This is a genomic window from [Empedobacter] haloabium, from assembly GCA_008011715.2.
GTDB lineage: Bacteria > Pseudomonadota > Gammaproteobacteria > Burkholderiales > Burkholderiaceae_D > Rugamonas > Rugamonas haloabia.
The window spans coordinates 2,350,433-2,375,703 of sequence record CP136508.1 but is presented as its reverse complement, the minus strand read 5'-3'; the positions used below and the strand labels follow the sequence as shown (position 1 = coordinate 2,375,703).

Annotated in this window: 21 protein-coding genes; 10 read left to right on the top strand and 11 right to left on the bottom strand. The window is 69.8% G+C overall.

Annotated elements, in window-relative coordinates; all coding sequences use genetic code 11:
* Nucleotides 1-4: 4 nt before the first annotated feature.
* Entirely contained in the window at nucleotides 5-1,189 is a 1,185-nt protein-coding gene (locus tag E7V67_010370) for a zinc-dependent alcohol dehydrogenase (GenBank protein WUR15478.1), read from the bottom strand.
* Between the two features lie 164 nt (nucleotides 1,190-1,353).
* Complete coding sequence (locus E7V67_010365; protein ID WUR15477.1) at nucleotides 1,354-1,875, bottom strand: hypothetical protein; 522 nt, start codon at nucleotides 1,873-1,875, stop codon at nucleotides 1,354-1,356.
* Nucleotides 1,876-2,096: 221 nt separating this feature from the next.
* Between E7V67_010365 and E7V67_010360 the strand changes: the two genes are divergently transcribed.
* A complete protein-coding gene (locus tag E7V67_010360; GenBank protein ID WUR15476.1) occupies nucleotides 2,097-2,927 on the top strand; it encodes a universal stress protein in 831 nt (276 codons plus the stop codon).
* Between the two features lie 159 nt (nucleotides 2,928-3,086).
* On the opposite strand, the gene E7V67_010355 is transcribed toward E7V67_010360, so the two are convergent.
* Nucleotides 3,087-6,635 (bottom strand): indolepyruvate ferredoxin oxidoreductase family protein, encoded by a 3,549-nt coding sequence (locus E7V67_010355; GenBank protein ID WUR15475.1) that lies wholly within the window; start codon nucleotides 6,633-6,635, stop codon nucleotides 3,087-3,089.
* Nucleotides 6,636-6,764: 129 nt separating this feature from the next.
* Here E7V67_010355 and E7V67_010350 point away from each other — a divergent pair, with 129 nt between their 5' ends.
* From E7V67_010350 to E7V67_010340, 3 genes are all read left to right on the top strand, one after another.
* Nucleotides 6,765-7,232, top strand: coding sequence for an Lrp/AsnC family transcriptional regulator (locus E7V67_010350; protein WUR15474.1), 468 nt, complete (start codon nucleotides 6,765-6,767; stop codon nucleotides 7,230-7,232).
* Nucleotides 7,233-7,348: 116 nt separating this feature from the next.
* The gene (locus tag E7V67_010345) at nucleotides 7,349-7,948 is read left to right on the top strand and encodes a glycine zipper 2TM domain-containing protein (protein WUR15473.1); all 600 of its coding nucleotides are present in this window, start codon (nucleotides 7,349-7,351) and stop codon (nucleotides 7,946-7,948) included.
* Between the two features lie 110 nt (nucleotides 7,949-8,058).
* Complete coding sequence (locus E7V67_010340; GenBank protein ID WUR15472.1) at nucleotides 8,059-8,943, top strand: helix-turn-helix domain-containing protein; 885 nt, start codon at nucleotides 8,059-8,061, stop codon at nucleotides 8,941-8,943.
* A gap of 3 nt (nucleotides 8,944-8,946) precedes the next feature.
* Here the strand turns inward: E7V67_010340 and E7V67_010335 are convergent, their stop codons facing one another.
* Nucleotides 8,947-9,897: a 2-hydroxyacid dehydrogenase gene (locus E7V67_010335; protein ID WUR15471.1), complete on the bottom strand. Its 951-nt coding sequence runs from the start codon at nucleotides 9,895-9,897 to the stop codon at nucleotides 8,947-8,949.
* 62 nt (nucleotides 9,898-9,959) lie between these two features.
* On the opposite strand from E7V67_010335, the gene E7V67_010330 reads away from it, so the two are divergent.
* Nucleotides 9,960-10,697 carry a 4'-phosphopantetheinyl transferase superfamily protein gene (locus E7V67_010330; GenBank protein WUR15470.1) on the top strand — a complete coding sequence of 246 codons (738 nt, stop codon included), beginning with the start codon at nucleotides 9,960-9,962 and terminating at the stop codon, nucleotides 10,695-10,697.
* Here the strand turns inward: E7V67_010330 and E7V67_010325 are convergent.
* Nucleotides 10,687-11,586 carry an NAD(P)/FAD-dependent oxidoreductase gene (locus E7V67_010325; GenBank protein WUR15469.1) on the bottom strand — a complete coding sequence of 300 codons (900 nt, stop codon included), beginning with the start codon at nucleotides 11,584-11,586 and terminating at the stop codon, nucleotides 10,687-10,689. The two genes, E7V67_010330 and E7V67_010325, sit on opposite strands and share 11 nt — an antisense overlap.
* A gap of 91 nt (nucleotides 11,587-11,677) precedes the next feature.
* Between E7V67_010325 and E7V67_010320 the strand changes: the two genes are divergently transcribed.
* The gene (locus E7V67_010320) at nucleotides 11,678-12,124 is read left to right on the top strand and encodes an Rrf2 family transcriptional regulator (GenBank protein ID WUR16259.1); all 447 of its coding nucleotides are present in this window, start codon (nucleotides 11,678-11,680) and stop codon (nucleotides 12,122-12,124) included.
* On the opposite strand, the gene E7V67_010315 is transcribed toward E7V67_010320, so the two are convergent.
* On the bottom strand, nucleotides 12,125-13,096 hold the full coding sequence (locus tag E7V67_010315) for an alpha/beta fold hydrolase (protein WUR15468.1): 972 nt from the start codon (nucleotides 13,094-13,096) through the stop codon (nucleotides 12,125-12,127).
* Between the two features lie 27 nt (nucleotides 13,097-13,123).
* Nucleotides 13,124-14,608, bottom strand: a complete 1,485-nt coding sequence (locus E7V67_010310) for an NAD(P)/FAD-dependent oxidoreductase (protein WUR15467.1) — start codon at nucleotides 14,606-14,608, stop codon at nucleotides 13,124-13,126.
* Nucleotides 14,609-14,696: 88 nt separating this feature from the next.
* On the opposite strand from E7V67_010310, the gene E7V67_010305 reads away from it, so the two are divergent.
* Nucleotides 14,697-15,299 carry a TetR/AcrR family transcriptional regulator gene (locus E7V67_010305; protein ID WUR15466.1) on the top strand — a complete coding sequence of 201 codons (603 nt, stop codon included), beginning with the start codon at nucleotides 14,697-14,699 and terminating at the stop codon, nucleotides 15,297-15,299.
* 58 nt (nucleotides 15,300-15,357) lie between these two features.
* Here E7V67_010305 and E7V67_010300 read toward each other — a convergent pair whose 3' ends face one another.
* Nucleotides 15,358-16,929 carry a methyl-accepting chemotaxis protein gene (locus E7V67_010300; GenBank protein WUR15465.1) on the bottom strand — a complete coding sequence of 524 codons (1,572 nt, stop codon included), beginning with the start codon at nucleotides 16,927-16,929 and terminating at the stop codon, nucleotides 15,358-15,360.
* A gap of 217 nt (nucleotides 16,930-17,146) precedes the next feature.
* On the opposite strand from E7V67_010300, the gene E7V67_010295 reads away from it, so the two are divergent.
* Nucleotides 17,147-17,635, top strand: coding sequence for a hypothetical protein (locus E7V67_010295; GenBank protein ID WUR15464.1), 489 nt, complete (start codon nucleotides 17,147-17,149; stop codon nucleotides 17,633-17,635).
* Between the two features lies 1 nt (nucleotide 17,636).
* Here E7V67_010295 and E7V67_010290 read toward each other — a convergent pair whose 3' ends face one another.
* Genes E7V67_010290 through E7V67_010280 form a run of 3 tightly spaced genes read right to left on the bottom strand, consistent with a single transcriptional unit; the run spans nucleotide 17,637 to nucleotide 22,017 of the window.
* The gene (locus E7V67_010290) at nucleotides 17,637-19,502 is read right to left on the bottom strand and encodes an EAL domain-containing protein (GenBank protein ID WUR15463.1); all 1,866 of its coding nucleotides are present in this window, start codon (nucleotides 19,500-19,502) and stop codon (nucleotides 17,637-17,639) included.
* Entirely contained in the window at nucleotides 19,502-20,008 is a 507-nt protein-coding gene (locus E7V67_010285) for a YfiR family protein (protein ID WUR15462.1), read from the bottom strand. The genes E7V67_010290 and E7V67_010285 overlap by 1 nt, the downstream gene beginning before the upstream one ends.
* Before the next feature lie 2 nt (nucleotides 20,009-20,010).
* Nucleotides 20,011-22,017 carry a TonB-dependent receptor gene (locus E7V67_010280; GenBank protein ID WUR15461.1) on the bottom strand — a complete coding sequence of 669 codons (2,007 nt, stop codon included), beginning with the start codon at nucleotides 22,015-22,017 and terminating at the stop codon, nucleotides 20,011-20,013.
* A gap of 353 nt (nucleotides 22,018-22,370) precedes the next feature.
* On the opposite strand from E7V67_010280, the gene E7V67_010275 reads away from it, so the two are divergent.
* Both E7V67_010275 and E7V67_010270 read left to right on the top strand, forming a co-directional pair.
* Complete coding sequence (locus tag E7V67_010275) at nucleotides 22,371-22,874, top strand: sigma-70 family RNA polymerase sigma factor (GenBank protein WUR15460.1); 504 nt, start codon at nucleotides 22,371-22,373, stop codon at nucleotides 22,872-22,874.
* Nucleotides 22,875-22,987: 113 nt separating this feature from the next.
* Complete coding sequence (locus tag E7V67_010270; protein WUR15459.1) at nucleotides 22,988-25,264, top strand: TonB-dependent receptor plug domain-containing protein; 2,277 nt, start codon at nucleotides 22,988-22,990, stop codon at nucleotides 25,262-25,264.
* Nucleotides 25,265-25,271 lie beyond the last annotated feature (7 nt).

The following is a 25,271-nucleotide window of genomic DNA, read 5'->3' as shown; positions in this document are numbered from 1 at the left end:
CTCCTCAGTTCAAAGCGGTGGCGGCGACGGCGCGGGTCTGGCGCGCGCTGGGCGGAATCAGGACGGTCTTGATGCAGTTGTCCAGCTTGCTCGAGAAGATGTGGTAGGCGTCGGCCACCTCCTCCAGCGGCACGCGGTGCGTGATGATCTGCTTGGGATCGATGCGGCCGGCCTGGATGTGCTCGATCAGGCGCGGCAGGTGGCGCTTGACGCTGGCCTGGTTCATGCGCAAGGTCAGGCCCTTGTTCAGCGCATTGCCGATCGGCACGGCATTGAAGGTGGGACCGTAGACGCCCACGATCGACACGTTGCCGCCCTTGCGCACGGAGTTGATGCACCAGTGCAGCGCCGTCGCCGACCCGGCCTGCAGCATCGTGTAGGGCCCGGCGATGGTCTGCATCGCGTTGCCGGCCGCCTCGCAGCCGACCGCGTCGATGCAGACGTCCGCGCCCAGCCAGTCCGTCATCTTCTTGATGTGCAGGGCCATGTCATCGACTTCGCGGAAGTTGATGACCTCGCACTGCGCATAGCGGCGCACGAAATCGAGCCGGTATTCGACGTGGTCGACGACGATCACGCGGCCCGCGCCCATCAGCCAGGCCGACTTGGCGGCAAAGATGCCGACCGGGCCGGCGCCGAACACGACCACCGTGTCGCCCTCGGCGATGTCGCCCATCTCGGCGGCCTGGTAGCCGGTCGGCAGCGCATCGGTCAGCAGCACGGCATCGTCCTCGTGCAGGTCGGCCGGGATCACGGTCGGCCCCACGTCCGCCATCGGCACGCGCACGAACTCGGCCTGGCCGCCGTCGTAGCCGCCGGCCGTGTGCGAGTAGCCGTAGATGCCGCCCACGGCGGACGCTTGCGGATTGGTATTGTGGCAGTTGCCATACAGCTCGCGCTGGCAGAAGAAGCAGGAACCGCAGAACACGTTGAACGGCACCAGCACGTGGTCGCCCACCTTCAGCTTGGTCACGCCTGATCCGACCTCCTCGACGATGCCGACGAATTCATGCCCGAACGTCGTGCCCACGCGGGTGTCGGGCACCAGGCCGTGGTACAGGTGCAGGTCGGACCCGCAGATGCACGAGCGGGTGACGCGCACGATGGCGTCGCCCGGGTGTTCGATGACGGGATCGGGTTTGTGGTCCGCACGCACGCGGTACGGTCCGCGGTAATTCATCGCCAGCATAAAACCTCCTGTTTGGATTGTTCGACATTGTTCGATCAGGATTCCCGGGACGACGCCTTCAAGGTAGAGTAAAACGGCGCCGATTGCGATACGCGCACGGTAACGTGCGCGCACTCCGACAAGAAAAAGCCGCCCGCGGGCGGCTTGCTCGACTGCGCGCCGCCTCAGCGGGTCGGTGGCGTGGTCGGCGTATTGGTGCCCGTGCCGCTGGCGCCGGTGCTGCTGTTGGACGTGCCGGTGGCGCTGCTGCCCGTGCCGGTGCCGGTCGCGCCCGACGTGCCCATCGTGCCCGTGGTGCCGGCCGTGCCGCTGCGGTTGCCCGACGTGGCGCCGGTGCCCGTGCCCGTGCCCGTACCCGTCATGCCGCTGCCGGTCGCGCCGGTGCCGCTGGCGCCCGAGCTGTTCCAGTCGCCGGTCGTGCCCGTGCTGCCCGACGTGCTGCCCGACGTGGTGCCCGACGTGGTGCCCGACGTGCCGGTCGCGCTGCCCGAGCTCATGTCGCTGCCGCTGGCGCCGGAAGTGGCCGCGTCATGCTTGCCTTTTTTGTGCTTGTCGGACTTGTGGGTCTTCTTTGTTGCGGAGTTCTTCTGCGGATCGGTATCGGTGCCCTGCGAGCTGGTCGACTGCGCCGCGACGCCAGCGCTGACGACCATTGCCGTAAGAATGAGTGCCAGTTTCGTTTTCATGAATATCTCCTTTTTCCTGTCTTGGCCGTGCTTGCCACGGCGAGACAAAATTCTCCCATGCGGGGTTGGACGACAAAGTAGGACTGGACGCCGCCCGCCGGTCGGAACATCGCCAGAGAATTTATAATTTTTTATTGTTTGATTTACGTCAAGGAAGCTGCGCATAGACGCGTTCACACTGCGATCTGGCGCAATCGGCGCCGCCAGCGGGGGGATCCGCCATGACCTACCGAACCATTCTCGTCCATGCCGACCTGGCCCCTGCGGCCACCCACCGCGTCGAGCTGGCCTGTGCCATCGCGCTGGACATGGGAGCGCACCTGATCGGCGCGGCCACGACCGGCATTTCGCGCTTCCTGCAGCCCGGCGCGGCCGGCATCAGCGGCGGCGCCATCGCCGAACAGCTCGAGGCGTTGCGCGACGACGCGCGCCGGGCGCTCGATGCCTTCGACACGGTGGCCCGACGCGCCGGCGTGCCGTCGGTGGAACGGCAGCTGTGCAGCGACGACACGGCGGGTGGCCTGGCCCTGCAGGCGCGCTACTGCGACCTGGCGGTGCTGAGCCAGACCGATCCCGATGCACCGCTGGCCGCGGTGACGTCGCTGCCCGCCTATGTGATGCTGCACGCGGCCCGTCCCGTGCTGGTGGTGCCCTATGCCGGCCGCTTCGACGACTTCGGCCGCCACGCCCTGGTGGCCTGGGACGGCGGCATCGAAGCCACCCGTGCCGTGGCCGCCGCGCTGCCGCTGCTGCGGCGGGCGGCGTCGGTCACGGTCGCGGTATTCAATGCCGGCCATGGCGCCGACCATGGCGAGCAGCCGGGTGCCGACCTGGCGTTGTACCTGAGCCGGCACGGCATCGCCGTCACGGTGGCGCCGCTGTCGATCGGGCACGATGTCGGGGAAGAACTGCTGTCGACGGCGGCGGACGTGGGCGCCGGCTTCCTGGTGATGGGCGGCTACGGCCACGCGCGGCTGCGCGAGCTGCTGCTGGGCGGGGTGACGGAGACGGTATTGCGGCGGATGACGTTGCCGGTGTTGATGATGCATTGAGCCGACGGGGGCCAAGGGTCTGTCCCCTTGGGGACTGACCCTGAAGTTCGGCAGCGCCGTCGCGACGCTACAACTTCGGGGTCAGTCCCCTCGCACCGCCGCAGGCCGTGGTCACGGCGAACGCTTACCGGGGACAGACCCCAGCGGCTCAGCCGCCAACTAGGCCGCCCGCGCCGCAGCCCCCTGCCGCAACTGGAACCGCAACCGCTGCGCCTCTTCCGCCGCCGCCTGCGCATTGCGCGCCTTGACGTGACCGAAGCCACGGATGCGCTCGGGCAGCTGGACCAGCTTCAACCACGTGCCCTTGTTGTCGGCCGTCAGGGTCGCGCACAGCTCGTCCAGCATGGCGAAATACTCGTCGCGCTGGGCGCGCTCGTGGCGCCGCTCGGCCGTCCAGCCGAACGGGTCGAACGGCGTGCCGCGCAGCCGCTTCAGCGGCGCCAGCAGGTGGAACGCCGGCAGGATCCACTGGCCGACGGCGATCTTGGCCGGCACGTCGCTGCCCGGCTTGCGCCGCGCCAGCAGCGGCGGCGCCAGGTGGAACTGCAGCTTGAAGTCGCCGGCGAACTGGCTGTCCAGCTTGGCGCGGAACGCGGCGTCCGTGTGCAGCCGCGCCACCTCGTACTCGTCCTTGTAGGCCATCAGCTTGAACAGCGCCCGCGCCACCGCCTTCGCCAGCGGGGTCTTCGAGTCGGCGCCATCGATGGCACGCTCGCGCTGCTCGACCTTGCGCACGGCGGCCAGGTAGCGCTGCGCATACGCTTCGTTCTGGTACGCGACCAGGCGCGGCATGCGCTGCGCGATCAGTTCCTCCAGCGAAGCCGGCGCCGCGAACTGCACCACCTTGCCGCGGTTGCCGGCCAGCACGTCCAGCTGCGCCATGTCGGCGGCCGCCAGGCGGCCCAGCAGCAGCGCCTGCTTGTTCATCGCCACCGCCACGCCATTCAACTCGACCGCGCGCAGCAGCGCCGGCAGTGCCACGGGCACCAGGCCCTTCTGCCACGCATAGCCCAGCATCAGCATATTGCCGGCGATCGGCTCGCCCAGCAGGCGGCTGGCCAGCTCCTGCGCGTCCAGCGCATGCACGTTATGCTCCCCGGCGGCGCGGCGCAGCTGGGCGAACAGCCCGCCCATGTCGTTGCTGGCGTCTGGATTGCGCGTGAACGTGGCGGTAGGGATCTCGCGCTCGTTGGCGATCACCTGGGTGTGGCCGACCTCCATCACGGCCAGCGCGTCCGGCATGGCCGCGACGACGGCGTCGCAGGCCAGCACGGCATCGGCCTGGCGCAGGTCGATGCGCACCTGGTGCAGCGCGCGTGGCGAGGCGGCCAGGCGCACGTGCGACATGACGGCGCCGCCCTTCTGCGCGAAGCCCATGAAGTCCAGCGTGGAAGCGCCCTTGCCTTCCAGGTGCGCGGCCATCGTGATCAGCGCGCCGATGGTGACGACACCGGTGCCGCCGACGCCCGCCACCAGCATCTCGAACGGCTTGCCGTTGAAATCATGGGGCGCCGGCGGCGGGAACGCGGCCAGCGCCGCCTCCAGCCGGGCCGTGTCCAGCTTCGCCGCGGCCGGCTTCTTCAACTGCCCGCCCAGCACCGAGACGAAGCTGGGGCAGAAGCCTTCCACGCACGAATAGTCCTTGTTGCAGGAAGCCTGCTCGATCTGGCGCTTGCGGCCCAGCTCCGTCTCCAGCGGCAGGATCGACAGGCAGTTCGACTGCACGCCGCAGTCGCCGCAGCCCTCGCACACTTCCTCGTTGATGACGACACGGCGGGCCGGATCGGGGAACTCGGTATGCGTGGCGGTGTTCTTCTTGCGGCGGCGGCGCTTCTCGGCCGCGCAGGTCTGGTCGTACACCAGCACCGTCACGCCGCGGGTATCGCGCAACTGGCGCTGGATCATGTCCAGCTCGGAACGGTGATGCACGGTGACGCCCGGCGCCAGCGCCACGCCCTCATAATTCTCCGGCTGGTCGGTGACGACGACCGCGCGCACCGCGCCTTCCGTCAGCACCTGCTGCACGATCTGCGGCACCGTCAGCTTGCCGTCCACCGGCTGGCCGCCCGTCATCGCCACCGCGTCGTTGTACAGGATCTTGTACGTGATGTTGGCGCGCGCGGCGACGGCCTGGCGCAGTGCCAGGAAGCCGGAATGATAATAGGTGCCGTCGCCCAGGTTCTGGAACACGTGCGGCCGGTCGACGAAGCGCGACGCCGCCACCCAGGTGACGCCCTCGCCGCCCATCTGCGTCAGCTGCACCGTCTCGCGGCCCATCCACGTGGCCATGAAATGGCAGCCGATGCCGGCGATCGCCAGGCTGCCCTCGGGCACCCTGGTCGACGTGTTGTGCGGGCAGCCGGAACAGAAGTACGGCGTGCGGATCGCGTTGGCCGGATCGGCCTTCACCTGGGCGGCGCAGAAGTGCGGCAACTGCTGTTCCAGCCCCAGCTCGGGCAGGTGCGGCGCCAGCCAGCGGATCAGCGCCGGCGCGATGCGCGACGGCCGCAGCTCGCCGATGGCGGCCAGCAGCGGCTGGCCGGCCAGGTCGGTCTTGCCCAGCAACTGCGGGCGCTGCCCGGCCGGGCGGTTGTAGAAATGGTTCTTCAGTTGCTGCTCGATGATGGGGTCTTTTTCCTCCACCACCAGCACCTCGGCCAGGCCGTCGGCGAAGCGGTCCAGCCGGGTCGGCTCCAGCGGCCAGGTCAGGCCCGGCTTGTACAGGCGGATGCCCAACCGCTCCAGCCGCTCCGTCGTCAGGCCCATGCGATCCAGCGCTTCCATCAGGTCCAGGTAGGCCTTGCCGGCGCTGACGATGCCGAGCCGCCCCTGCGGCGCGGCGGTGACGAAGCGGTCGATCGAATTGACGCGGGCGAAGGCGCGCACGGCGTTCAGCTTTTCCGCCACGCGCTGCTCGATCTTCAGGCTGGGCAGGTCGGGCCAGCGGTAGTGCAGGCCTTCGGGCGGACAGCTGTAGTCGGGCACGGCGAAGCGCGGCGGTTCCGGCACTTCGACCACCGCGCCGCCCTCCACCGTTTCCGAAATGGCCTTGAAGCCGACCCAGTTGCCGGAAAAGCGCGACAGCGCCCAGCCATACAGGCCGAACTCCAGGTACTCCTCGATATTGGCCGGGTTCAGCACCGGCATGCTCCAGGCGATCAGCGCCTGCTCGCTCTGGTGCGGCATCGACGACGACACGCAGCCGTGGTCGTCGCCCAGCACCACCAGTACGCCACCGTGCGGCGAGGAGCCGTAGGCATTGCCGTGCTTGATGGCGTCGCCGGAGCGGTCCACCCCGGGACCCTTGCCGTACCACATGGCGAACACCCCGTCGACCTTGCGGGTCGGGTCGGTCTCGACCTGCTGCGAGCCCAGCACGGCGGTGGCGCCCAGGTCCTCGTTGATGGCCGGCAGGAACTCGACGGCATGCGCGGCCAGCTGCTGCTGCGCGCGCCACATCTCCTGGTCGACCGCGCCCAGGGGCGAGCCGCGGTAGCCGCTGACGAAGCCGGCCGTGTTCAGGCCATTGGCCGCGTCCAGGCGCTTTTGCATCATCAACAGGCGTACCAGGGCCTGGGTACCGGTCAGGAACACGCGGCCGCTGGCGCGGGTCAGGTTGTCCTGCAGGGCGTAATCGGGATCGACGATGGTCGTGGGGCTGCCGGCCGCTTCGATGGCGGCGGCGCTGTGCGCGGTGTGGGCGTTCATTCTTGTTCCTTGCCTCGATGGGCTTGTCTCCGTGCCGAAAATGATAGTTGCGCGGAAGCGGAATAATTTCCCTATTTATTGTCGAGTATGCTAAGTTTCAGGTGAGTTTCTTTCGATTTTGCGCACAAAATGAAAAACCATTCCCTTGACGCCCCCTCCGTGAAGATCCTGGCCGCGCTGCAGCAGAACAGCCGGCTCTCGACGGCCGAGCTGGCCGAGGCCGTGGGCCTGTCCGCCACGCCCTGCTGGCGCCGCCAGAAGGAGCTGGAGGACCACGGCTACATCACCCGCTACGCGGCGCTGGTGGACCGCCGCAAGGTGGGACTGATGGTGTGCTGCCTGGCGCACGTGTCGCTGAACCGGCACTCGGCCGGCGTGGTGGAGGCGTTCGAAAGCGCGATGCAGGCGCGCGCCGAGGTGGTCGAGTGCTACGAAACGACCGGCAATTCGGACTACACGATCAAGGTCATCGTGCCGGACATGGAGGCCTACCAGAACTTCCTGCACGAGGTGATGTTCAAGCTGCAGGGCGTCTCGCAAATCAACACCAACGTGGCGCTGCGCGAGGTGAAGTACCAGACGGCGCTGCCCTTATAGTTCCCACGCCGGTTTTACAAACGGTAACGAGTGATACAGGTCGCTGCCTAGCCGCTGCGCGGTGCAACCCTTAATCTGTCTCTGCAAGCAAAACCATCGCAACGGAGAACAAGATCATGGAAAAAGTCGCTACCGCCAATCGTATCCACCCGCTGTTCGCCGCCGCGGCCGTATCGGTGATCGCCCTGAGCGGCACCGGCATCGCTGCGCTGACCGGCGTACTGCCAACGAGCAAAGCCGAACCCGCGGCGTACACCATGCCCGTGAATCAGCAGCAGGAACAGCAAGCCCTCGCCGCTCGCCAGGCTCTCGCAGCGCAGCCATTGGCGCCGGCGCCGCTGACCGCGCAACAGCTTGGGCCGCAGCAGCCGGCATTCGGACCGCAACCGGCTCCCGCGGTACCGCAGCCCGCCGTTCAGGCATCGCCCGAGCGCGTAGCGGCACGGGACAGCGATTACCGCGAACCGGCGCCGCGCAAGCATGTGCACAAAGAGCCAACGCGCAGCTATGCACAGCGCCATCCCCAGCCGGCGCCCGCCCCTGCCCCCGTTGCTCAACCGAGCCAGCCGAACTACCTGGCCATCGGTACCGGCGCCGTGGTCGGCGGCCTGCTGGGCAACCAGGTCGGCGACGGCAATGGCAAGAAACTGGCGACGCTGGCCGGCATCATCGGTGGCGGCTATGTCGGCAACGAGATCGCCAACCGCAACAAGTAAAAAAGGATGATGGCGTTGCTGGAGCAGTTGGCGGCGCTGGCAAGCTCCCGGTGAACAACTGGTCGCCGGGGAATAAAACTTGTACTATGGGACCTCACCGGCGAGTCCCCATGAAAAGCCTGCCCCGCGAACTGCCCCGCTTTGCCCTGTACGGCGCGAACGCGCCGATCGACAACGCCGAATTCGTCCACATCGAGCCGATCGAGGCGCACAGCCGCCCGCACGACTGGCACATCGGTGCGCACCGCCATCGCGGCCTGTACCAGCTCGTATTCCTGATGGCCGGCCGGGTCAGTGCCCAGGTCGAAAACATGCTGTGGCAGTGCGACGGCCCCACCGTCATCGCCGTGCCGGCCGAGGTCACCCATGCGTTCAGCTTTCCCGACCACGCGGCCGGCTGGGTGCTGACCTTGGACCACCATATCGTGACCTCGGTGGACCTGTTCACGCCGCTGTTCGAGCGCGCGCAGACGCTGCGGCTGCACGAGGCGCCGGAACTGCGCGCGCGCCTGGCGGCGTTGCTGGGCGAACTGGCGGCCGAGGCGCGCGGACCGCGCTACGGGCAGCCGCTGATGGTGGAGTGGCTGGCGCGCAGCATCCTGCTGCTGGTCGTGCGGCTGGACACGGAGCGCCGCCTGGCCGACGAATCGGGCCGGTCCGACTTCGAACTGTTCAGCGCCTTTCGCGCGCTGGTGGAACAGCACTATCGCGCCCAGTGGCTGGTGGCCCGCTATGCGGACGAACTGCAGGTCACGGCCGCCCGCCTGAACCGCGTGTGCCTGCGCCTGGCGGGCAAGTCCGCGTTCGACATGACGCAGGACCGCCTGCTGCTGGAGGCCTGCCGCAAGCTGACCTATATGCCGGCCTCCATCGCCAGCGTGGGCGAGGAGCTGGGCTTTCGCGACCCGGCCTATTTCAGCCGCGCGTTCAAGAAGCTGATGGGCATCACGCCGCGCCAGTTCCGCGAGCGCGCGCTGCACGGCACCACGCCCTGAGGCCTACGGCACCGGCGTGAGCAGGGCCGCGCCGGCGAAATGCGCCAGCAGGTTGTCGATCACCAGCTGGCCCATCGCATGGCGCGTCTCCACCGTCAGGCTGCCCACGTGCGGGGTCAGCACCACGTTCGGCAGCGCCGCCAGCGCGGCCGGCACCTCGGGTTCATTGGCAAAGACGTCCAGCCCCGCCGCGCCCAGCGTGCCGTGCGCCAGCGCGGCGACCAGCGCCGCCTCGTCCACGATCGAGCCACGCGCCACGTTGATCAGCGTCCCTTGCGGGCCCAGCGCCGCCAGCACGGCCGCGTCGATCACACCGCGGGTGGCGGCGCCGCCCGGCGCGCACACCACCAGGTAATCGCTCTCCTCGGCCAAAGCCAGCAGCGAGGCGCTGCGCGGCACGTCCGTCGTCGCGACCACGTTCGGCTGGAAATAGCGCAGCGCCATGCCGAAGCCGGCCAGCCGCTGGGCGACGGCCTTGCCGATGCGGCCGAAGCCATAGATGCCGGCCGTCTTGCCGCGCAGGGTGCGGGCCGGCTGCAGCGGCACGCGTGCCTGCCACTGGCCACCGCGCACATAATGGTCCAGCGCCGGAATGCGCCGCGCCGCCGCCAGCAGCAGCGCCACCGCCAGGTCGGCCACGTCGTCGGTCAGCACGCCAGGCGTATTGGTGACGCGGATGCCACGCGCGCGCGTGACGCTGAAATCGACGGCATCGACACCGATGCCGTTGACGGCGACGATTTCCAGCCGCGGCAAGCGCGCCGCCAGCGCCGCGTCCATGCCGATCGTGCCGGTCGTCGCCAGGCCGCGTACGCCCGCGCCGACGCGGGCGATGAACGCCTCGTGCTCATCGGCCGGCAGGCGCCACACGTGGTGGCAAGTGAAGCGGGCGTCGAATTGCGCCATGACGGCGGGCGACGGGCTGGGGGCCATGACGAGGATCTCGGGTTGCATGGGCGGCGGCGAAGTGGACGAAAACCTATTGTAGGGGTATCGTGCCAATTTTTCAGACCATCATGAGCGCCGACCTGACCATGCCCACCGCGCCGGCCGGCCATGCCGTGCTGTCCTGGCCCGTGACCGCCGCCGGCAGCGCAACGCCCGTCACCCTGGCCGTGCACCTGCTGGACTTCAACCCGGCCGCCTTCGAGCCTGCTGCTTTCGCCGGCGCCGCCATCGCGCTGCCGCCGGACGTGGCGCGCAGCGTGCGCAAGCGCCAGGCCGAATACTTCCATGGCCGGCTGGCCGCGCGCCTGGCCCTGGCGCAGGCCGATCTGCCCGTGGCGGACGTCGGCAAGGGCCCCAACCGCGAGCCGCTGTGGCCGGCCGGCGCGATCGGCAGCATCAGCCACAACAGCCGCCGCGCCGGCGCCGTCGCCCTGCGCGCCAGCGCGTGGCACGGCGTGGGCATCGACCTGGAGTCGCCCGCCCCGCCCGAGCTGCAGGACAGCATCGCCGCGCTCGCGGTCGATGCGGCCGAACTGGCGCTGCTGGCGGCGCACGAGCACGTGCTGGCGCGCGACGCGCTGCTGCCGCTGGTATTTTCCGCCAAGGAGAGCTTCTACAAGGCCGCCTACGGCGCCGTGGGCCGCTTCTTCGACTTCTCCGCCGTGCGCGTGCGCGCGCTCGGCCAGGGCTGGCTGGACTTCGTCGTGGCCGAACCGCTGTGCGCCGAGTGGCCGGTGGGCGCCGGCGTACGGGCGCACTGGCGCGTGCTGGAGGATGGCGACCTGCTGACCGCCATCATCTGGTAGCGGCGGCCATCACCAGGGACTGATGTACCGCCACGCCGGCCATCACGCCTGCGGCCGCGGCCAACGTCGCGTTGTGCATCTGGGTCGCCGCATCGCCAGCGGCGAACACGCCCGGCACGCTGGTCTGCTGCAGGGCGTCGACGCGCACCAGCGGCCCCGTCATGCCATCGTCCAGCGCGCAGCCGAGCTGGCGCGCCAGTGGCCCGGGGTCGGTACGCGGCGCCACGAACAGGCCACCCAGCGCCACCGTGCGGCCGTCCGCCAGCCGTACGCCCGTCAAGCCCGGCGCATCGCCCAGCAGCGCCACCACCGGTGTGCGTTCGACGACGACGCCGCGCGCCGCCAGCAAGGCCAGCGCTTGCGCGTCCGGCTCGTGGGTCCCGTCGGTGAAGAACGTCGTCGGCCCCCAGTCCGGCAGGAGCAGCGCCTGGTGCGCCGATTTTTCATGGCCCGCCAGCACGCCGACGGGTGCCCCGTCCAGCTCGTAGCCGTGGCAGTACGGGCAGTGGATCACCGTGCGGCCCCACCGCTCGGCCAATCCCGGCAGGTTCGGCAGGGTGTCGCGCACGCCGGTGGCCAGCACCAGCCGCGCTGCCCGATGTAGGCTGCCGTCGGCGCACGTGACGACGAAGCCGCCCTGCCCGCACTGCGCAGCCGTGGCGGCGCCGTCGTGGAAGCGCAGCGTCGGGTAGGCGGCCAGCTGGGCGCGCGCGCCGGCGCGGATGACGTGCGGCGGCACGCCGTCCTGTCCCAGGAAGCCGTGCGCGTGCGCGGCGAAACGGTTGCGCGGCTCGGCCGCGTCGATCAGGAGCACGCGCCGGCGTGCCCTGGCCAGTTGCAGCGCGGCCGACAGGCCGGCAAAGCTGCCGCCGATGATGATGGCATCCATGGAATCCTCCTTATGTAACTCACAGTGTTACATAAGTAGCCAAATCACGCAACTCATGAAGTTACAGGAAGCGGCATCGTACAATGCCGGCATGAGACCCGACAGCCGACTATCGCGCATGCTGCATGTGCTGATTCATATGGATGCGCACGCGGGACGGGCGACGTCCGAAGCGATCGCGCAGATGTTGTCCACCAACCCCGTCGTGGTACGCCGCACCATGGCCGGCCTGCGCGATGCCGGCTATGTGAGTTCGGAGAAAGGCCACGGCGGTGGCTGGGTACTGGCACGCCCGCTGGCCGAGATCACACTGCTGGACATCCATGCGGCGCTGGGCAGTCCGTCGGTATTCGCGATCGGCGCGGCCAATGAACGCAGCACCTGCCTGGTCGAGCAGGCAGTCAACGATGAACTGGGCCAGGCGTTGCGCGAGGCCGAGGCCTTGCTGCTGGCACGCTTCGGCCGCGTGACGCTGGCCGATCTGGCGCGGGGGGTGGATGCGCGCCTGCCGGCGGGCGCCGGCCATGCGCTGGCTTGATCAGGGCGACGCGACCTGCCTCGCTGGCGCCAGGGCGCGTTGCGCGGCGGCGTGGACGAATGCTGCCGCCACGTCGGGCTGCGTGACCGGCAGCATGTGCCCGCCCGCGACGGTTTCCAGTACCGCGCCAGGTACCGCGGCCGTCAGCCCGGCACCGTGCCGCTGCCAGTCCAGGATGCGATCCTCGCGCCCGAACAGCACGGCCACCGGCAGGCGCAGGCCCGCATAGCGCGCATGCAGCGCCGGCAGCTCGTCCGGCAGCGCCTGCAGGTCGGCCGCCGCGGCGAGGAACTGGCTCGGGCGCAGGCTGAGCAGCCCCCCGCCCTTCACTGCGAAATCCTGCGGTACCGGCTCGGGCGCGAACACCTCGCGCAGCACGGCGGCGCCGCGCGCCATGCCGCCCGGCGTGGCCAGCGTCCACGCCAGCGCCGTGCGCACGGCCTCGCTTTTGATCGTCAGCGCGCGAAACGCCGGCGGCACCTCGTCCTGGGCCTGCGTCAGCGGTGCCAGCAGCGCCAGGCCGGCGACCCGGTCCGGATGCTCCAGCGCCAGCGTCAACGCGACCGCGCCGCCGAGCGAATGACCTACCACGATGGCGCGCTCCAATCCCAGCGTATCGATCAACGCCGCCAGGGCAGCGGCCTGTGTCCGCAGGCCCGCGCCGCCGGCATGGCGCTGCGAATAGCCTGAGCCGGGGCGGTCCACGACGATCACCCGGTAGCGGTCGGCCAGCCGCTGCGCCAGGCCGTAGGTGAAGTGTGCCATCTGCCCGCCCAGCCCATGCACCAGCAGCAGCGCCGGGCCGCTGCCCAGCTCACGCACGTGCAGCCGGGTACCTGGCACGTCGATGAAGCGGCCGCGCGGCGGCAGCGCCGTCTCCACCTTGCGTGCCACGCGTTGGGTCAGCAGTGCCAGGGCGGCGGCGGCCAGGGCCGGCGTGGCCAGCAGCGCCGTCGTTACAGGTCCGATCATCGTGTACTCCTCCAGGTTGATGGGGGCTCAGGGCAAGGTGCCGGCGGCGCCGAAGCGCAGCACCCCGTCGGCCAGCCTGCCGCAGCGGATCGTCAGCAGGTCGAGCAGGTAGTTCTGGTACACCTGCCAGGGCCGGCGCTCCCCCTGGCGCGGCAGCAGGCCCGCGCCGCGCTGCACGTAGCCGGACGTGAAGTCCAGGAACGGGCGTGGGGCCACGTCCGGCTCGCGCCGTGCCAGCGCGATCGCGTGCCCGTGGCGGCGCATGTGGCGCAGCAGGCGGCATACCCACTGCGCCGTCAGGTCGGCCTTCAGCGTCCACGAGGCGTTGGTGTAGCCGAACGCCAGCGCCAGGTTCGGCACGTCGCTCAGCATCATGCCCTTGTATACCAGCGTGTCGGCCGGCCGCACGGGGCGGCCGTCCACCGTCAGCGCCATGCCCCCCAGCAGCTTGAGTTGCAGGCCCGTGGCCAGCACGACGATGTCGGCCGGCAGGTCGCGCCCCGAGCGCAGGCGCAAGCCGCACGGCGTGAAGCGTTCGATGACGTCGGTCGCCACGCTGGCGCGGCCCTGCCGGATCGCCTGGAACAGGTCGCCGTCCGGCGCCACGCAGACACGCTGGTCCCACGGCCGGTAGCTGGGCGTGAAGTGCAGGCGCGCGTCGCAGGCATGCTCGAGCTGGCGCGCCGCCTGCGCGACGATGTGGCGCTTGACCAGCTCGGGACGGCGCCGCGCCAGCCGGTACAGCACGATGCTCTCGAGCACGTTCTTCCAGCGCACCACCCGGTAGGCCAGCCGCGCCGGCAGCAGCCGCGTCACGGTGTCGGCAAAGCGGTCCACCGCCGGCCGCGTCACCACGTAGGTGGGCGAACGCTGCAGCATCGTCACGTGCGCCGCCGTGCGTGCCATGGCCGGCACCAGGGTCACGGCGGTGGCGCCGCTGCCGACGACGACGACACGGCGGCCGCGCCAATCGAGCTCGCCCGGCCAGAACTGCGGCTGCACGACGGTGCCGCGAAACGAGGCCTCGCCGTCGAACGCGGGCCGGTGCGCCGCCTGGTAGTCGTAATAGCCGGCGCACAGATAGAGAAAGCGGCAGTTGAAGGTCACCGGGACGCCCGCATGCTCGGCCTGCACGGTCCACAGCGCGCTGGCGCTGCACCAGTCGGCGCGCAGCACCTTGTGGCCGAAGCGGATATGGCGTTCCACGTCGCCCTCGCGCGCGGCGGCGCGGATGTAGTCCAGGATGGCCGGGCCGTCCGCGATGGCGCGCGGGTCGGCCCATGGGCGGAAGCGGTAGCCCAGCGTGTGCATGTCGGAGTCCGAACGCACGCCCGGATAGCGGAACAGGTCCCAGGTGCCGCCGATCGCATCGCGCGCCTCCAGGATGGCAAAGCGCCGCTCCGGGCTGTCCGCGCGCAGGGCACAGGCGGCGCCGATACCGGACAGGCCGGCGCCCACGATCAGCACGTCCAGCACGTCGTTCGTGGCGCCGCTTGCGGTGGCATGTGACATACGGTCTCCTGTCGCGGCATTCTGACACCGCGCGTTGTCAGAATAGCCCAGCCATGCAGGAAACACAATCGCTGTGCCAAAATACGCCATGACTGCAGAGCCATCCCGCCGCGCCTACCGCGGCCTTCCTCCCGAGGAGCGACGCGCCGAGCGGCGCCACCGCCTGATCGCGGCCGCCATCGCCGTGTACGGCGCCACGGGCTACCGCCAGGCCACCGTGAAAGCCGTGTGCACGGCGGCCGGGCTGACGGAGCGCTATTTCTACGAATCGTTCGCCAACAGCGAGGCGCTGCTGGTGGCCAGTTTCGAAGCGGTGGTTGCCAGCGTGGGCGCGGAAATCGCCGCGGCCGCGCAAGCCGCCGGCCGCGCGCGCGCCCGCCGCGCCCGAGCGATGCTGCATGCCTATTTCGCGGCACTGCAGCGCGAGCCGCATTGCGCGCGCGTGTTCCTGGTCGAAATCCGCGGCGTCAGCCCTGCCGTGGACGCCGCGTTCGACGCGGCGCTGCGGACCACCGGCGCCATGGTGGCGCGGCTGCTGGCGCCCGGCCGCCCCGGCGACGCGCTGCTGCAGGCCGGCGTCGTCGGCGGCGTCATCCACATCGCGCTGCGCTGGATCGAACAGGGTTATCGGCCGTCGCTGGACGAGGTCAGCGACACGGCATTGCGGCTGGGGATGGTGCTGGCGCGCTGAATGCGCAAACGGCCGGGACGCTCGCACGCCCCGGCCGTTTCAATCGAGCTGCCGTGACTCAGGCAGCCAGCTTGAAGATCGCCACCGCCTCGTCCAGTTCGCGCGCCTGCTGCTTCAGCGATTCCGCCGCCGCCGCGGCCTGCTCCACCAGCGCCGCGTTCTGCTGCGTCACGCTGTCGATGTGCGAGATCGCCGTGCCGATCTGTTCGATGCCCTCCTGCTGCTCGGTGCTGGCCATCGAGATCTCGGTGACGACGGCCGTGACCTGCTCGACCGACGTCAGCACCTCGCGCATCGTGGCGCCGGCGCGGTCCACCAGCGCGCGGCCCGAGCCCACCTCGGCAACGGACGCTGTGATCAGCTCGCGGATTTCCTTGGCGGCCGACGACGAGCGCTGCGCCAGGTTGCGCACTTCGCTGGCGACGACGGCGAAGCCGCGGCCCTGCTCGCCGGCGCGGGCCGCTTCCACGGCGGCGTTCAGTGCCAGGATGTTGGTCTGGAACGCGATGCCGTCGATGACGCCGATGATCTCGGCGATCTTGCCCGAGCTCTCGCCGATCGCACCCATCGACGCCACCACCTCGGCCACCGTCTCGCTGCCGCGGCCGGAGACGCTGGAGGCCTGGCCGGCCAGGCGCGCGGCCTCGCTGGCGTTGTCGCTGTTGGCGCGCACGGTGCTGGTCAGCTCCGTCATCGACGCCGCCGTCTCTTCCAGCGAGCCGGCCATGTCCTCGGTACGGGCCGACAGGTCGGCATTGCCATGGGCGATCTCGGCGGAGGCGGCCGCGATGGCCTGGGTTCCGCCCCGCACGCGGGTGACGATACGGGCCAGGTTGCCGCTCATCGTGCCCAGGGCACGCAACAGGTCGCCGATTTCGTCCTGGCGGTTGGAGCGCACTTCGGCGCGCAGGTCGCCGTCGGCCACGTCACGGGCGATGTCCAGGGCGCGGGCCAGCGGCACGGTGATGCCGCGCACCAGCATCACGACGATGACGGCGCCAATGGCGACGGCCGCCACCAGCAGTGCCAGCAGCATGAACACGGAACGCTCGTACTCGCTGGTGTTCTGCGCCGCCACCTTGGCCATGCGCTCGTCGGCCGCCTTCTGGATAAACGCGACGATCTTGTCGATCTGCTCGGTCGGCGGGCGGTCCATGCCCTTGACGGCCGCGTCCACGCCCTTGGCGCTGGCCGGGTCGCCCACCGTATATTCGTTGAATGCGCTCACGTAGCGCTGCTGCAGCTCGCCCTGCAGGCGCACGGCGTCGTCCACCAGGGCGGTATCGAGCTGCAGTTGCGTCATCTGCTTGTGCAGCTTGTTCAGCTTGTCCTGCGTGCTGGCGCCGGCCTTGACAAAGGCTTCGCGGTACTTGGTCGCGTGCTCGTCATCGTAGCTGCGCAGCAACATGTTCTTCCATTCCTGCACCTGGATCTTGAAATCCACCTGGGCCATGCGGGCGTTGTCGACGGCGCGCAGCAGCTGCTCCGCCTCGGCGAAGCCGGCCGCGTTGCGCTCGTTCATGCTGCGCAGTGCCGACCAGCCGGTGATACCGACCAGCAGCAGGGTCACCAGGAAGAATGCTCCCAGCAGCGACAGGCGAACGCCGATTTTCAGATTAGCAAGCTTCATAATATTGTCTGGATGTGAATGAGTCTGGCGACGGGACGTCGCGGATTCGGGCGGGGATGGGGGCCGAAGGGGCAAGGCAACAAGTGATATTGCCATGTGGAATCAATGGTAGCATGGGTGAACCCGCCAGGCCACGTTTTACGCGCTTGCGCTACCCTTTCTGGCGCAAGAACGCAACGGCTTGCGTGTACACTGATGTTTTTCAGGTAAGGATGCGATGTCGATCTTCTCTAAAGCCGCGCTGAAGCATGAGGCGGACCTGGCGGCGGCCAGGCAGGCCGCGCAGGAGCAGGCCGCGCGCCAGGCGCGCCTGGATTTCCGGGAACAATACCGGCGCACGCTGGAGAACGTCGTGCGGCCACAGTTCGCCGCCGTGCGCAAGCAGATGTACGAACACGATTACGACGGCAAGGTCGAGGAAGGCAACGACGGCTGGAACGACTTCATCCGCCTGATCTTCGTGCCGGAAAAGAACCGCCTGGCCGCGCATGCGGGCCGCGATGCCTGCATGCTGACCTTTGCCGCCATCGAGAACAGCTGCCTGCTGGAGTGGACCAGCGCGTTCGACCTGCGCGCGCGCGACGGCAGCGGCAAGCAAGGCGGTACCATCGCCTGCTCCGAGCTGACGCCGCAATGGCTGGAAGCCACGCTGGGCGAGTTCTTCGAGAAGTCGTTCGCCGCGCGCGTGCGCAAGCAAGGCGCCTGAGTCAGGTCAGCGCCGCGGTGCGGGGTGCCGTTGCCGTCGCCAGCAGCTGGGCCGCCGGCATCGGCATCCCCAGCAGGAAGCCCTGCGCATGATCGCAGCCGGCGGCGCGCAGCCAGTCGAGCTGCTCCTGCCGCTCCACGCCCTCCGCGACCACGGCCAGGCCGAAACCGCGCGCCAGCGCGATCACGGCGGTGGCGATCGTGTGGCCGGCCACCGGCAGCGACTGCACGAACTTGCGGTCCACCTTCAACTGGTTGATCGGGAACGACTGCAGGTAGGCCAGCGACGAGTAGCCGGTGCCGAAGTCGTCGATCGACAGGCGCACGCCGGCCGCGCGCACCGCGTGCATGAACGCGACGGCGCACTCCACGTCGTCCATCAGCAGGCTTTCCGTCAGTTCCAGCTCGAGCCGGCCGGGTGCCAGGCCGCTGGCGTGCAGCGCGGCCAGCACGTCGCCCAGGAAGTCCGGTTCCTTCAGCTGGCGCGCCGAGACGTTCACCGCCACCGTCAGCGGTGGCGCGCCAGCCCGGTCCCAGGCGGCCAGGTCGGCGCAGGCGCGCCGCAGCACCCAGCGGCCCAGTTCGACGATCAGGCCCGTGTCCTCCGCGACCGGGATGAACTCGGCCGGCGAGACGAACCCGCGCTCCGGGTGCGGCCAGCGCAGCAGCGCTTCGACGCCCACCATCGCGCCCGTGCGGCAATCGAACTGCGGTTGATAATACGGCAGCAGCGCTTCCTGCTCGATGGCACGGCGCAGCTCCGCCTCCAGCTGCGCGCGGCGCTGCGCGGCCAGCGTCATCTCGGGCACGAAGGCGACCAGCCGGTTGCGGCCGGCGCTCTTGGCACGGTACAGCGCCGCGTCCGCACTGCTCAGCAATTCCGTCATGCCGGGCGCATCCTGCGGATACAGGCACAGGCCCACGCTCGCGGTGGCGAACACCTCGCCCGATGCCAAGGCGAACGGCGTGCGCAGGGCCGCCAGCAGGCGTTCGCCGATGGCCTGGGCGCCGGCCGTGTCGGCCACTTCGGCAATGACGGCGAATTCGTCGCCGCCGATGCGCCCCACCAGGTCGGGCGGGCGCACCACGCCGCCCAGCGCCGCCGCCACCTGGCGCAGCAGCACGTCGCCGGCCGCATGGCCGGCCGTGTCGTTGACCAGCTTGAAGTTGTCCAGGTCGACCAGCAGCACGGCGACCTGGCCGTCGCGATGGTCGGCAATGGCCTGTTCCAGCCATTGGTAGGTGGCGCGCCGGTTCGGCAGGCCGGTGACCGCGTCGGTATTGGCCAGGTAGTGCAGCTCCCGTTCCGCCGCGGCCACGCGTGCACGGGTACGGTACATCACGACCGCGACCACCAGCAGGCCGCCCAGCGACGCCAGCGCCAGCAGCCCGGCATAGCGCAGCAGGCCCGTGACGATGCGGTCGGCGCCGGTGACGAGCTCGATCCGGCCCAGCGCCTGGCCGCGATAGCTGACCGGATGCGTCACCGCCAGCGTGCCCACGGCCGGCATGGCCGCCTCGAGGCCGGCGCGGTGCGCATGCGCGGGCGCCACGTAGCGGGCGAACAGCCGGCCGTCGCGGCTGTACAGCGCGGCCGTGCGCAAGTGCCCGGCCTGGCGCAGCGATGCCAGCATCTCGCCGGCGGCCTGCTGATCGCCGAACATCAGCGAGGCGGCGACGTTGTCGGCCACGATGGCGGCCTGCATGCGTGTCTCGTCGGCCAGCGCGCCGCGCAGCGCGACCCATTCGCAGGCCAGCAGGATGGCGCCGACGAAAACCAGCGCGGAGATGGCGGCCGCCAGCTGGCCCGCGCCCAGCGTGCGCGTGATCTGCTGGCCGGGTGCGACGGCTTGTTTGCGGTGCGGCATCAGAGTACGTTCCTGGCCAGTTGCAGCAGGCGCGAGCTGAATCTCAGGCCGGCCCGGGCCGCCTCGCGGGTATCGATGTCGAAGCGCAGATGCGGGTCTTCCTCGACCAGCGTGACGGCGCCCTGGTAATGCCCGCTGCGCGCGCCATCGACGATCGTCAGCGTGCCTGGCACGGCAGCCGGCGCCAGGGCCGGCGCGGCGGTGGCGCTGTAGACGACGATGTCGCAGGGCCGGCCGGTGCTGCTGTCGATGACGCTCAGCGCACGCCCGGCCAGCATCTTGCCATCCAGCTCGCGCAGTCCGGCCCACAGGCTGTGGGCCGGACTGGCGCAGATGGCCAGCGGGCGCGCAGCGGCGGCCGGCGGCCATGTCGTGAACTGGGCGATGTTGAAGATGAACGCCGCCTTCAGGCGGCTGTCGTCGTTCTGCGCGTCGCAGGCGGTTGCGTACAGCAGCACGGCCGGCAGCATCGCCCGTGACAATATGCGTGACAACGGAGCGGTCACGGTCAGCGTCCGAATTCGTAGTCCAGCCGCAGCGCCAGCGTGCGACCGGCGCGCGGCACGGCTTCCTGCACGAAGGCCGGGCCGGCCGGATCGCCATGGCGGCGGTCGAACAGGTTGTAGGCGCTGACGGCCACGCCGATGCCGCGGCCGAATGCTCCGGGCAGCGTGGTCAGCGTCAGGTTCGCCACGCAGTAGCCGGCGGCCAGCGCGTGTTCCGTGCGGCGCGCGGAACTGCACTGCATTTCGTTGGCCAGTCGCGCCGGCAGCCCGGCCAGCGGCACGGCGGCCGCCAGCTTGGCCAGGTGGCGCGGCGAACTGACCAGCCAGGCTCCCGCGCCGTCGCGCGCCAGCTGCCAGGTATAGCTGGCGCGCACGCGCGCGCCCGAGCGGAAGGCACGTTCCCCGGCCAGCTCCACGCCGCGCGCCGAGGCGCGGTCGGTATTGCGGAACACCAGCATGCCCGTATCGGCATCGAGCTGCTGCGTGATCAGTTCGTCCATCCGATAGTGGAACAGTGACGCCGTCATCTTGCCGTAGGCATTCTGGCGGCGTTCCCACACCAGCTCCTTGGTGCGGATCACCTCGGCCCGCAGGCCGGGATTGGCCAGCATGCCGTCCGCGGCAGCGATGCCGTAATACAGCTCGTAGGCATTGGGCGAGCGGTAGGCGTTGCCGGCGATCAGCTTGACGGTATCGCGCGGACCGGCTTGCGCGATCAGCGCCGCGCGCGGGCTGACGCGGCTGCCGATCACGCTGTCGCGGTCGTAGCGCAGGCCGGCATTGAGCAGCAGCCCGGGGCGCAGCACGATCTCGTCGTCCAGGTACACGCCCCAGCGGCTGTCGGCACGGCGCTCGTCCAGCAGGAGCTCGTACGGCGCCTCGTTGTAGTTGTACTGTTCGCGCCGGGCATTGCGCCGGGCCTCGATGCCGGCCACCAGCTTGTGGCCGGCGAACGCCGTCACCGTCGCGTGCAGGTTGGCGCCATACCAGGCCGCGTGGGCGCCGTCCACGTTGCGGCGGGCGGCGGCCTCCTCGTCCGGATACCAGCCGGCGCCTTCGTAGTCGGCCCGGCCCCAGAAGGCGTTCGCGGCCAGCAGCACGCCGGCCCCGGCCTGGCGAGTGTAGCCCAGGTTGGCGAACGCCTGGGTGTCGTGGGTGTAGTTGGGCAGGTTGAACACGGCGCCGAACGAGGCCGTGGGGATGTCCTTGGTGCGCGCCACGTAGCCGGCGGAGAACGTGAAACCGCGCCCCGCCGCCTTGGCGAACACGCTGTGCGCGCGCTCGCCGTCCAGGCCGAGCGCCAGCCCGCCGTTCTGCTCCGGCGTATCGAACTCGGCGAAATACAGGTCGTCGCCGCGGCGGCGATAGGCGCTGGCCGACAGCAGCAGGTCATCGCCGTTCTGCGCATGCCAGCCATAGCTGGCGCGCACGCGCCGCTCGCCTGCACCCGCCAGCGTGGCGCTGGCCTGGGCGCCGGCGAGCGCGCTGCCCGCCTTCGTGATGACGTTGATGACGCCGAACAGCGCGTTGGAGCCGTACACCGCGGCGCCGGGACCCGGCACGTACTCGATGCGTGCCACCAGGTCCATGTCCAGCAGGCCCTCGTTGCCGATCAGGGCCTGGTCGTAGACGGCGTCGTTCAGGCGCACGCCGTCGATCAGCAGCAGGAAGCGGCTGTCGTAGTCGCCCGGGCGCAGGAAACCGCGCGCGCCCAGGTAGCTGTAGTTGCGGTCCTGCGTCACGTACAGCCCCGGTACCGACGCCAGCGCATCGGCCAGGGTGCGCCAGCCGTGCTCGCGGATGTCGCGCGCGGTCAGCACGACGACAGCGGATGGTGCATCGCTGACGGGCTGCTCGAAGCGCGAGGCGGACGTCACCATCGGCACCTGCAGCAGCTGCTCCAGCGGCAGCGCCGTCAGGTCGTCGGGGGTGGCGCCCCCGGCATGCGGCGCGAGCGGCGCGGTCAGGCAGAGGACAGCAAAGGCAACAGGGCTACGACCGCGCATCATGGCAGGACATCCGGGGTTGGCGTTGGCATCGAACGGCAGGCCGGTGCGCGCCTCCCGATGCGAAAGTGGGGGGCCAGTATAACAATTCCGTACGGCAACATCCAGTGTTATTTAACAACGATGGCCGTGCGAGCCGCCCCGGCAGCGGATTTGCCGGGCACGGCACCGTGCAACGTTGTCTGCGATTTCACAATTGGCCCAGGCTGAGAAATCCGACGAAGCATAGTCGAAATGCTTTGTTTTCTTCCGCGGCCGTGCTGTCTATATTGACCATACGGCCAGCCGGGCCGCAGCGCCCCGCGTGTTCTCTCCTGTCGCGTGGGGCGCACCCAGCCGCATGACCAGCACGCACGATGACTCTCGCCCCAACGCTACTTCGCCAGCAATTCCTGCATCATGAATTCCGCCACAGCTACGGCTGGCTGACCGCCAGCATGCACCGCCTGACCGGCTCGCGCCACGACGCCGAGGACCTGGCCGCATCGGCCTTTACGGAGCTGGTCGCGCTGGACGACGTCAGCCAGGTGCGCCAGCCGCGCGCGCTGTTGACGACCATCGCGCGCCGCCTCACGTTCGAGCTGTGGCGCCGGCGCGACCTGGAACGCGCCCACCTGGCCGAGCTGGCGCAACGCCCCGAATGCCACGCGCCATCGGCACAGGACGTCTGCCTGGGCGTCGAGGAGGTCGCCCGCATCGACGCCGCGCTGAACCGGCTCGGCCCGCGTGTGCGCACCGCGTTCCTCCTGAGCCAGTACGACGAACTGGCCTACGCCGACATCGCCGCACGGCTGGGCGTCTCCGCCAGCATGGTGCGCAAGTACGTGGCGCAGGCACGGACCGCCTGCCTTGTTGCCTGAAAAATGGGGACAGACCCCATTTTTCAGGCAACAAAAAAATCCGAAGCCGGCGCTGACGCTCGGCCATTCTCGTTGCACATGGCCTGTATCGACATCACGACACGAGGCTACGATTGCATACGACGACATCCCTGGCCGTACGGGCCGCCCTGCCCTTCCTCTCCCTGACCGCGGCGGCCAGCGCGCCGGCGCAGGACCTCGCCGCCGCGCAGGCGTCGCAGGTGGCGATCGCCACCGTCACCGTCAACGGTGTGCGCCAGGGGCGCGCCGCCGAGCCGACCGACCCGCAACGCACGCCCACGTCGGCCTACCGCGTCGACGGTAACGAGCTGCAACGCAACAACGTGGGCACGCTGGAGGAACTGCAGCAGCTGGTGCCCGGCATCCACATCCAGAGCACCGACCCGTCGGACATGCAGATCAGCATCCGCGGTGTGGGCGATGGCGGCGGGCAGGCCAGCGGCGACGCCAATATCGGCATGCCCAGCTCCGTCGCCGTCTACCTCGACAACGTCTACCTGGCGCGCCCCGGCATGCTGGCCAACGGCCTGGGCGACGTCGACTGGATCGAGGTGCTGTCCGGCGCCCAGGGCACGATGTTCGGCGCCAACGCCACCGGCGGCGTGCTGGACATCCATACCCGCCCGCCCTCGTTCACGCCGGAGGCCAGCGTCACCTGGGCGGCCGGCCAGCGTGGCTACCAGCGCGTCAACGCGATGCTGTCCGGCCCGCTCGGCGCCAGCGTGGCCGGGCGACTGAACCTGGTCCGCAGCGGCAACGACGGCGCTGTCACCAACCTGCGCACCGGGCACCGCCTGAATGGCGGCACGGCGACGGGCGGCCGGGGCCAGTTGCTGTTCAAGCAGCGTGATGACTTCGCGTTGCGCCTGTCGGCCGACTACAACAACAGCAACAACACGCCGACACCGGTGCTGGTGGCCACCCATGCGTTCGACGGCAAGGACAACTACCTGGCCCACGTGGCGGCGGTCGGCGGCAATGTCGTGTTCGGCCCGGACGTTGACCTGGACGACGAGAATCGCATCCATATCGTGCAAGGCGGCCTGTCGGCGCAGGCCGACTGGCTGGTCGGCGGCGGCTACAAGCTGCGTTCCGTCACGTCGTACCGCTATTACCGCTCGCAGCCGTCGATGGCTGACGGCCTGTCGGTACGCATCTACGCCGACACCGGCACCGCCGTCCGCGACCGCAGCTGGTCGCAGGAGCTGCGGCTCGACTCGCCGGCCGGCGGTATTGTCGCTTACGCGCTCGGCCTGACATACCTGGGGCAGCACATGGAAACGGTGGCGCACACCCGCTATGCGGCCACCGCCCTGCCCGGCCTGTTCCTGGACAGCGCCAGCTACCGCGGGCTGGACGTGATCCGCCTGGGCACGCTGCGCGACCGCATGCTGTCGCCGTTCGCCCAGGGTACCTGGCACGTCACGCCACGGCTGGACATCATGGCCGGCGCGCGCGCCAATGTGCAGGAAAAGAGCGGCAGCTTCGTGCGCTACAACCGGGTGCCGTTCAATACGGGCCACCTGACCGAGAATCACACGCTGCCTTCCGGCACGCTGGTCGCGACATGGCGCCCCTCGGCGCAATGGCGCACGTACGCGGCGGTCTCGTACGGCGAGAAGTCCGGTGGCCTGAACATCTCGGCCGGCGCCGCCCGCCAGGCCGGCATCGATTCGCTGTTCGTCAAGCCGGAGCGCACCCGCTCGGGCGAGATCGGCGCCAGCGCGACGCTGGCCGGCGGGCACGTGGCACTGCAGGGCGACGTGTTCCTGACAGCGGTCGGCGACTTCCAGACCCAGGGCTACGACCCCGAGGACCAGCAGGTCTACCTGATGAACGCGGGTTCGTTTCGCGCGCGCGGCGTCGAGGCCAGCATCCGGCTGGCGCCCACGCGCGCCTGGGAGATCGACGCCGGCGCGGTCTACAACGACGCCTACTACACCGATTACGCGCACGCGCGCTGCGCGCCCGAGGTGACGCTGGCACCGAAGCCGCCGCCCTCCTGCAATCTCTCAGGAGAACGAGTATTTAACGCTCCCCGGCTGACTTACAATGCCAGCGCGCGCTACAGCTGGACCGCTGCCGGCGGCCTGCGTTCATTCGTCAGTGCCCGTTATGCGTACCGCAGCTGGACCTACGGCACCGTCGACAACTCCGCGTTCACGCGCCTGCCCGGCTACGGCCTGGCGTCGTTCACGGCGGGCACCGGTGGCCGGCTGGCGCACGGCGATTGGAGCGCCACCGTGTGGGTCAACAATGCCTTCGACCGGGCCTACTGGCGCCGGCTGGTCAATGGCGACTACGGCTCCGTGGCCGGCTGGCGCGGCGAGCCGCGCACGGTGGGTGCGACCCTCGCCTACAACTACTGACGGGAGA

Bases quoted from the DNA above. Each gene is read 5' to 3' on its own strand.
- E7V67_010315 (WUR15468.1), bottom strand. From the start codon at position 13,096: ATGATCGGACCTGTAACGACGGCGCTGCTGGCCACGCCGGCCCTGGCC.
- E7V67_010275 (WUR15460.1), top strand. From the start codon at position 22,371: ATGACTCTCGCCCCAACGCTACTTCGCCAGCAATTCCTGCATCATGAA.
- E7V67_010325 (WUR15469.1), bottom strand. From the start codon at position 11,586: ATGGATGCCATCATCATCGGCGGCAGCTTTGCCGGCCTGTCGGCCGCG.
- E7V67_010305 (WUR15466.1), top strand. From the start codon at position 14,697: ATGACTGCAGAGCCATCCCGCCGCGCCTACCGCGGCCTTCCTCCCGAG.
- E7V67_010340 (WUR15472.1), top strand. From the start codon at position 8,059: ATGAAAAGCCTGCCCCGCGAACTGCCCCGCTTTGCCCTGTACGGCGCG.
- E7V67_010295 (WUR15464.1), top strand. From the start codon at position 17,147: ATGTCGATCTTCTCTAAAGCCGCGCTGAAGCATGAGGCGGACCTGGCG.
- E7V67_010350 (WUR15474.1), top strand. From the start codon at position 6,765: ATGAAAAACCATTCCCTTGACGCCCCCTCCGTGAAGATCCTGGCCGCG.
- E7V67_010335 (WUR15471.1), bottom strand. From the start codon at position 9,897: ATGCAACCCGAGATCCTCGTCATGGCCCCCAGCCCGTCGCCCGCCGTC.
- E7V67_010355 (WUR15475.1), bottom strand. From the start codon at position 6,635: ATGAACGCCCACACCGCGCACAGCGCCGCCGCCATCGAAGCGGCCGGC.
- E7V67_010280 (WUR15461.1), bottom strand. From the start codon at position 22,017: ATGATGCGCGGTCGTAGCCCTGTTGCCTTTGCTGTCCTCTGCCTGACC.
- E7V67_010345 (WUR15473.1), top strand. From the start codon at position 7,349: ATGGAAAAAGTCGCTACCGCCAATCGTATCCACCCGCTGTTCGCCGCC.
- E7V67_010370 (WUR15478.1), bottom strand. From the start codon at position 1,189: ATGCTGGCGATGAATTACCGCGGACCGTACCGCGTGCGTGCGGACCAC.
- E7V67_010330 (WUR15470.1), top strand. From the start codon at position 9,960: ATGAGCGCCGACCTGACCATGCCCACCGCGCCGGCCGGCCATGCCGTG.
- E7V67_010290 (WUR15463.1), bottom strand. From the start codon at position 19,502: ATGCCGCACCGCAAACAAGCCGTCGCACCCGGCCAGCAGATCACGCGC.
- E7V67_010320 (WUR16259.1), top strand. From the start codon at position 11,678: ATGAGACCCGACAGCCGACTATCGCGCATGCTGCATGTGCTGATTCAT.
- E7V67_010360 (WUR15476.1), top strand. From the start codon at position 2,097: ATGACCTACCGAACCATTCTCGTCCATGCCGACCTGGCCCCTGCGGCC.
- E7V67_010300 (WUR15465.1), bottom strand. From the start codon at position 16,929: ATGAAGCTTGCTAATCTGAAAATCGGCGTTCGCCTGTCGCTGCTGGGA.
- E7V67_010310 (WUR15467.1), bottom strand. From the start codon at position 14,608: ATGTCACATGCCACCGCAAGCGGCGCCACGAACGACGTGCTGGACGTG.
- E7V67_010365 (WUR15477.1), bottom strand. From the start codon at position 1,875: ATGAAAACGAAACTGGCACTCATTCTTACGGCAATGGTCGTCAGCGCT.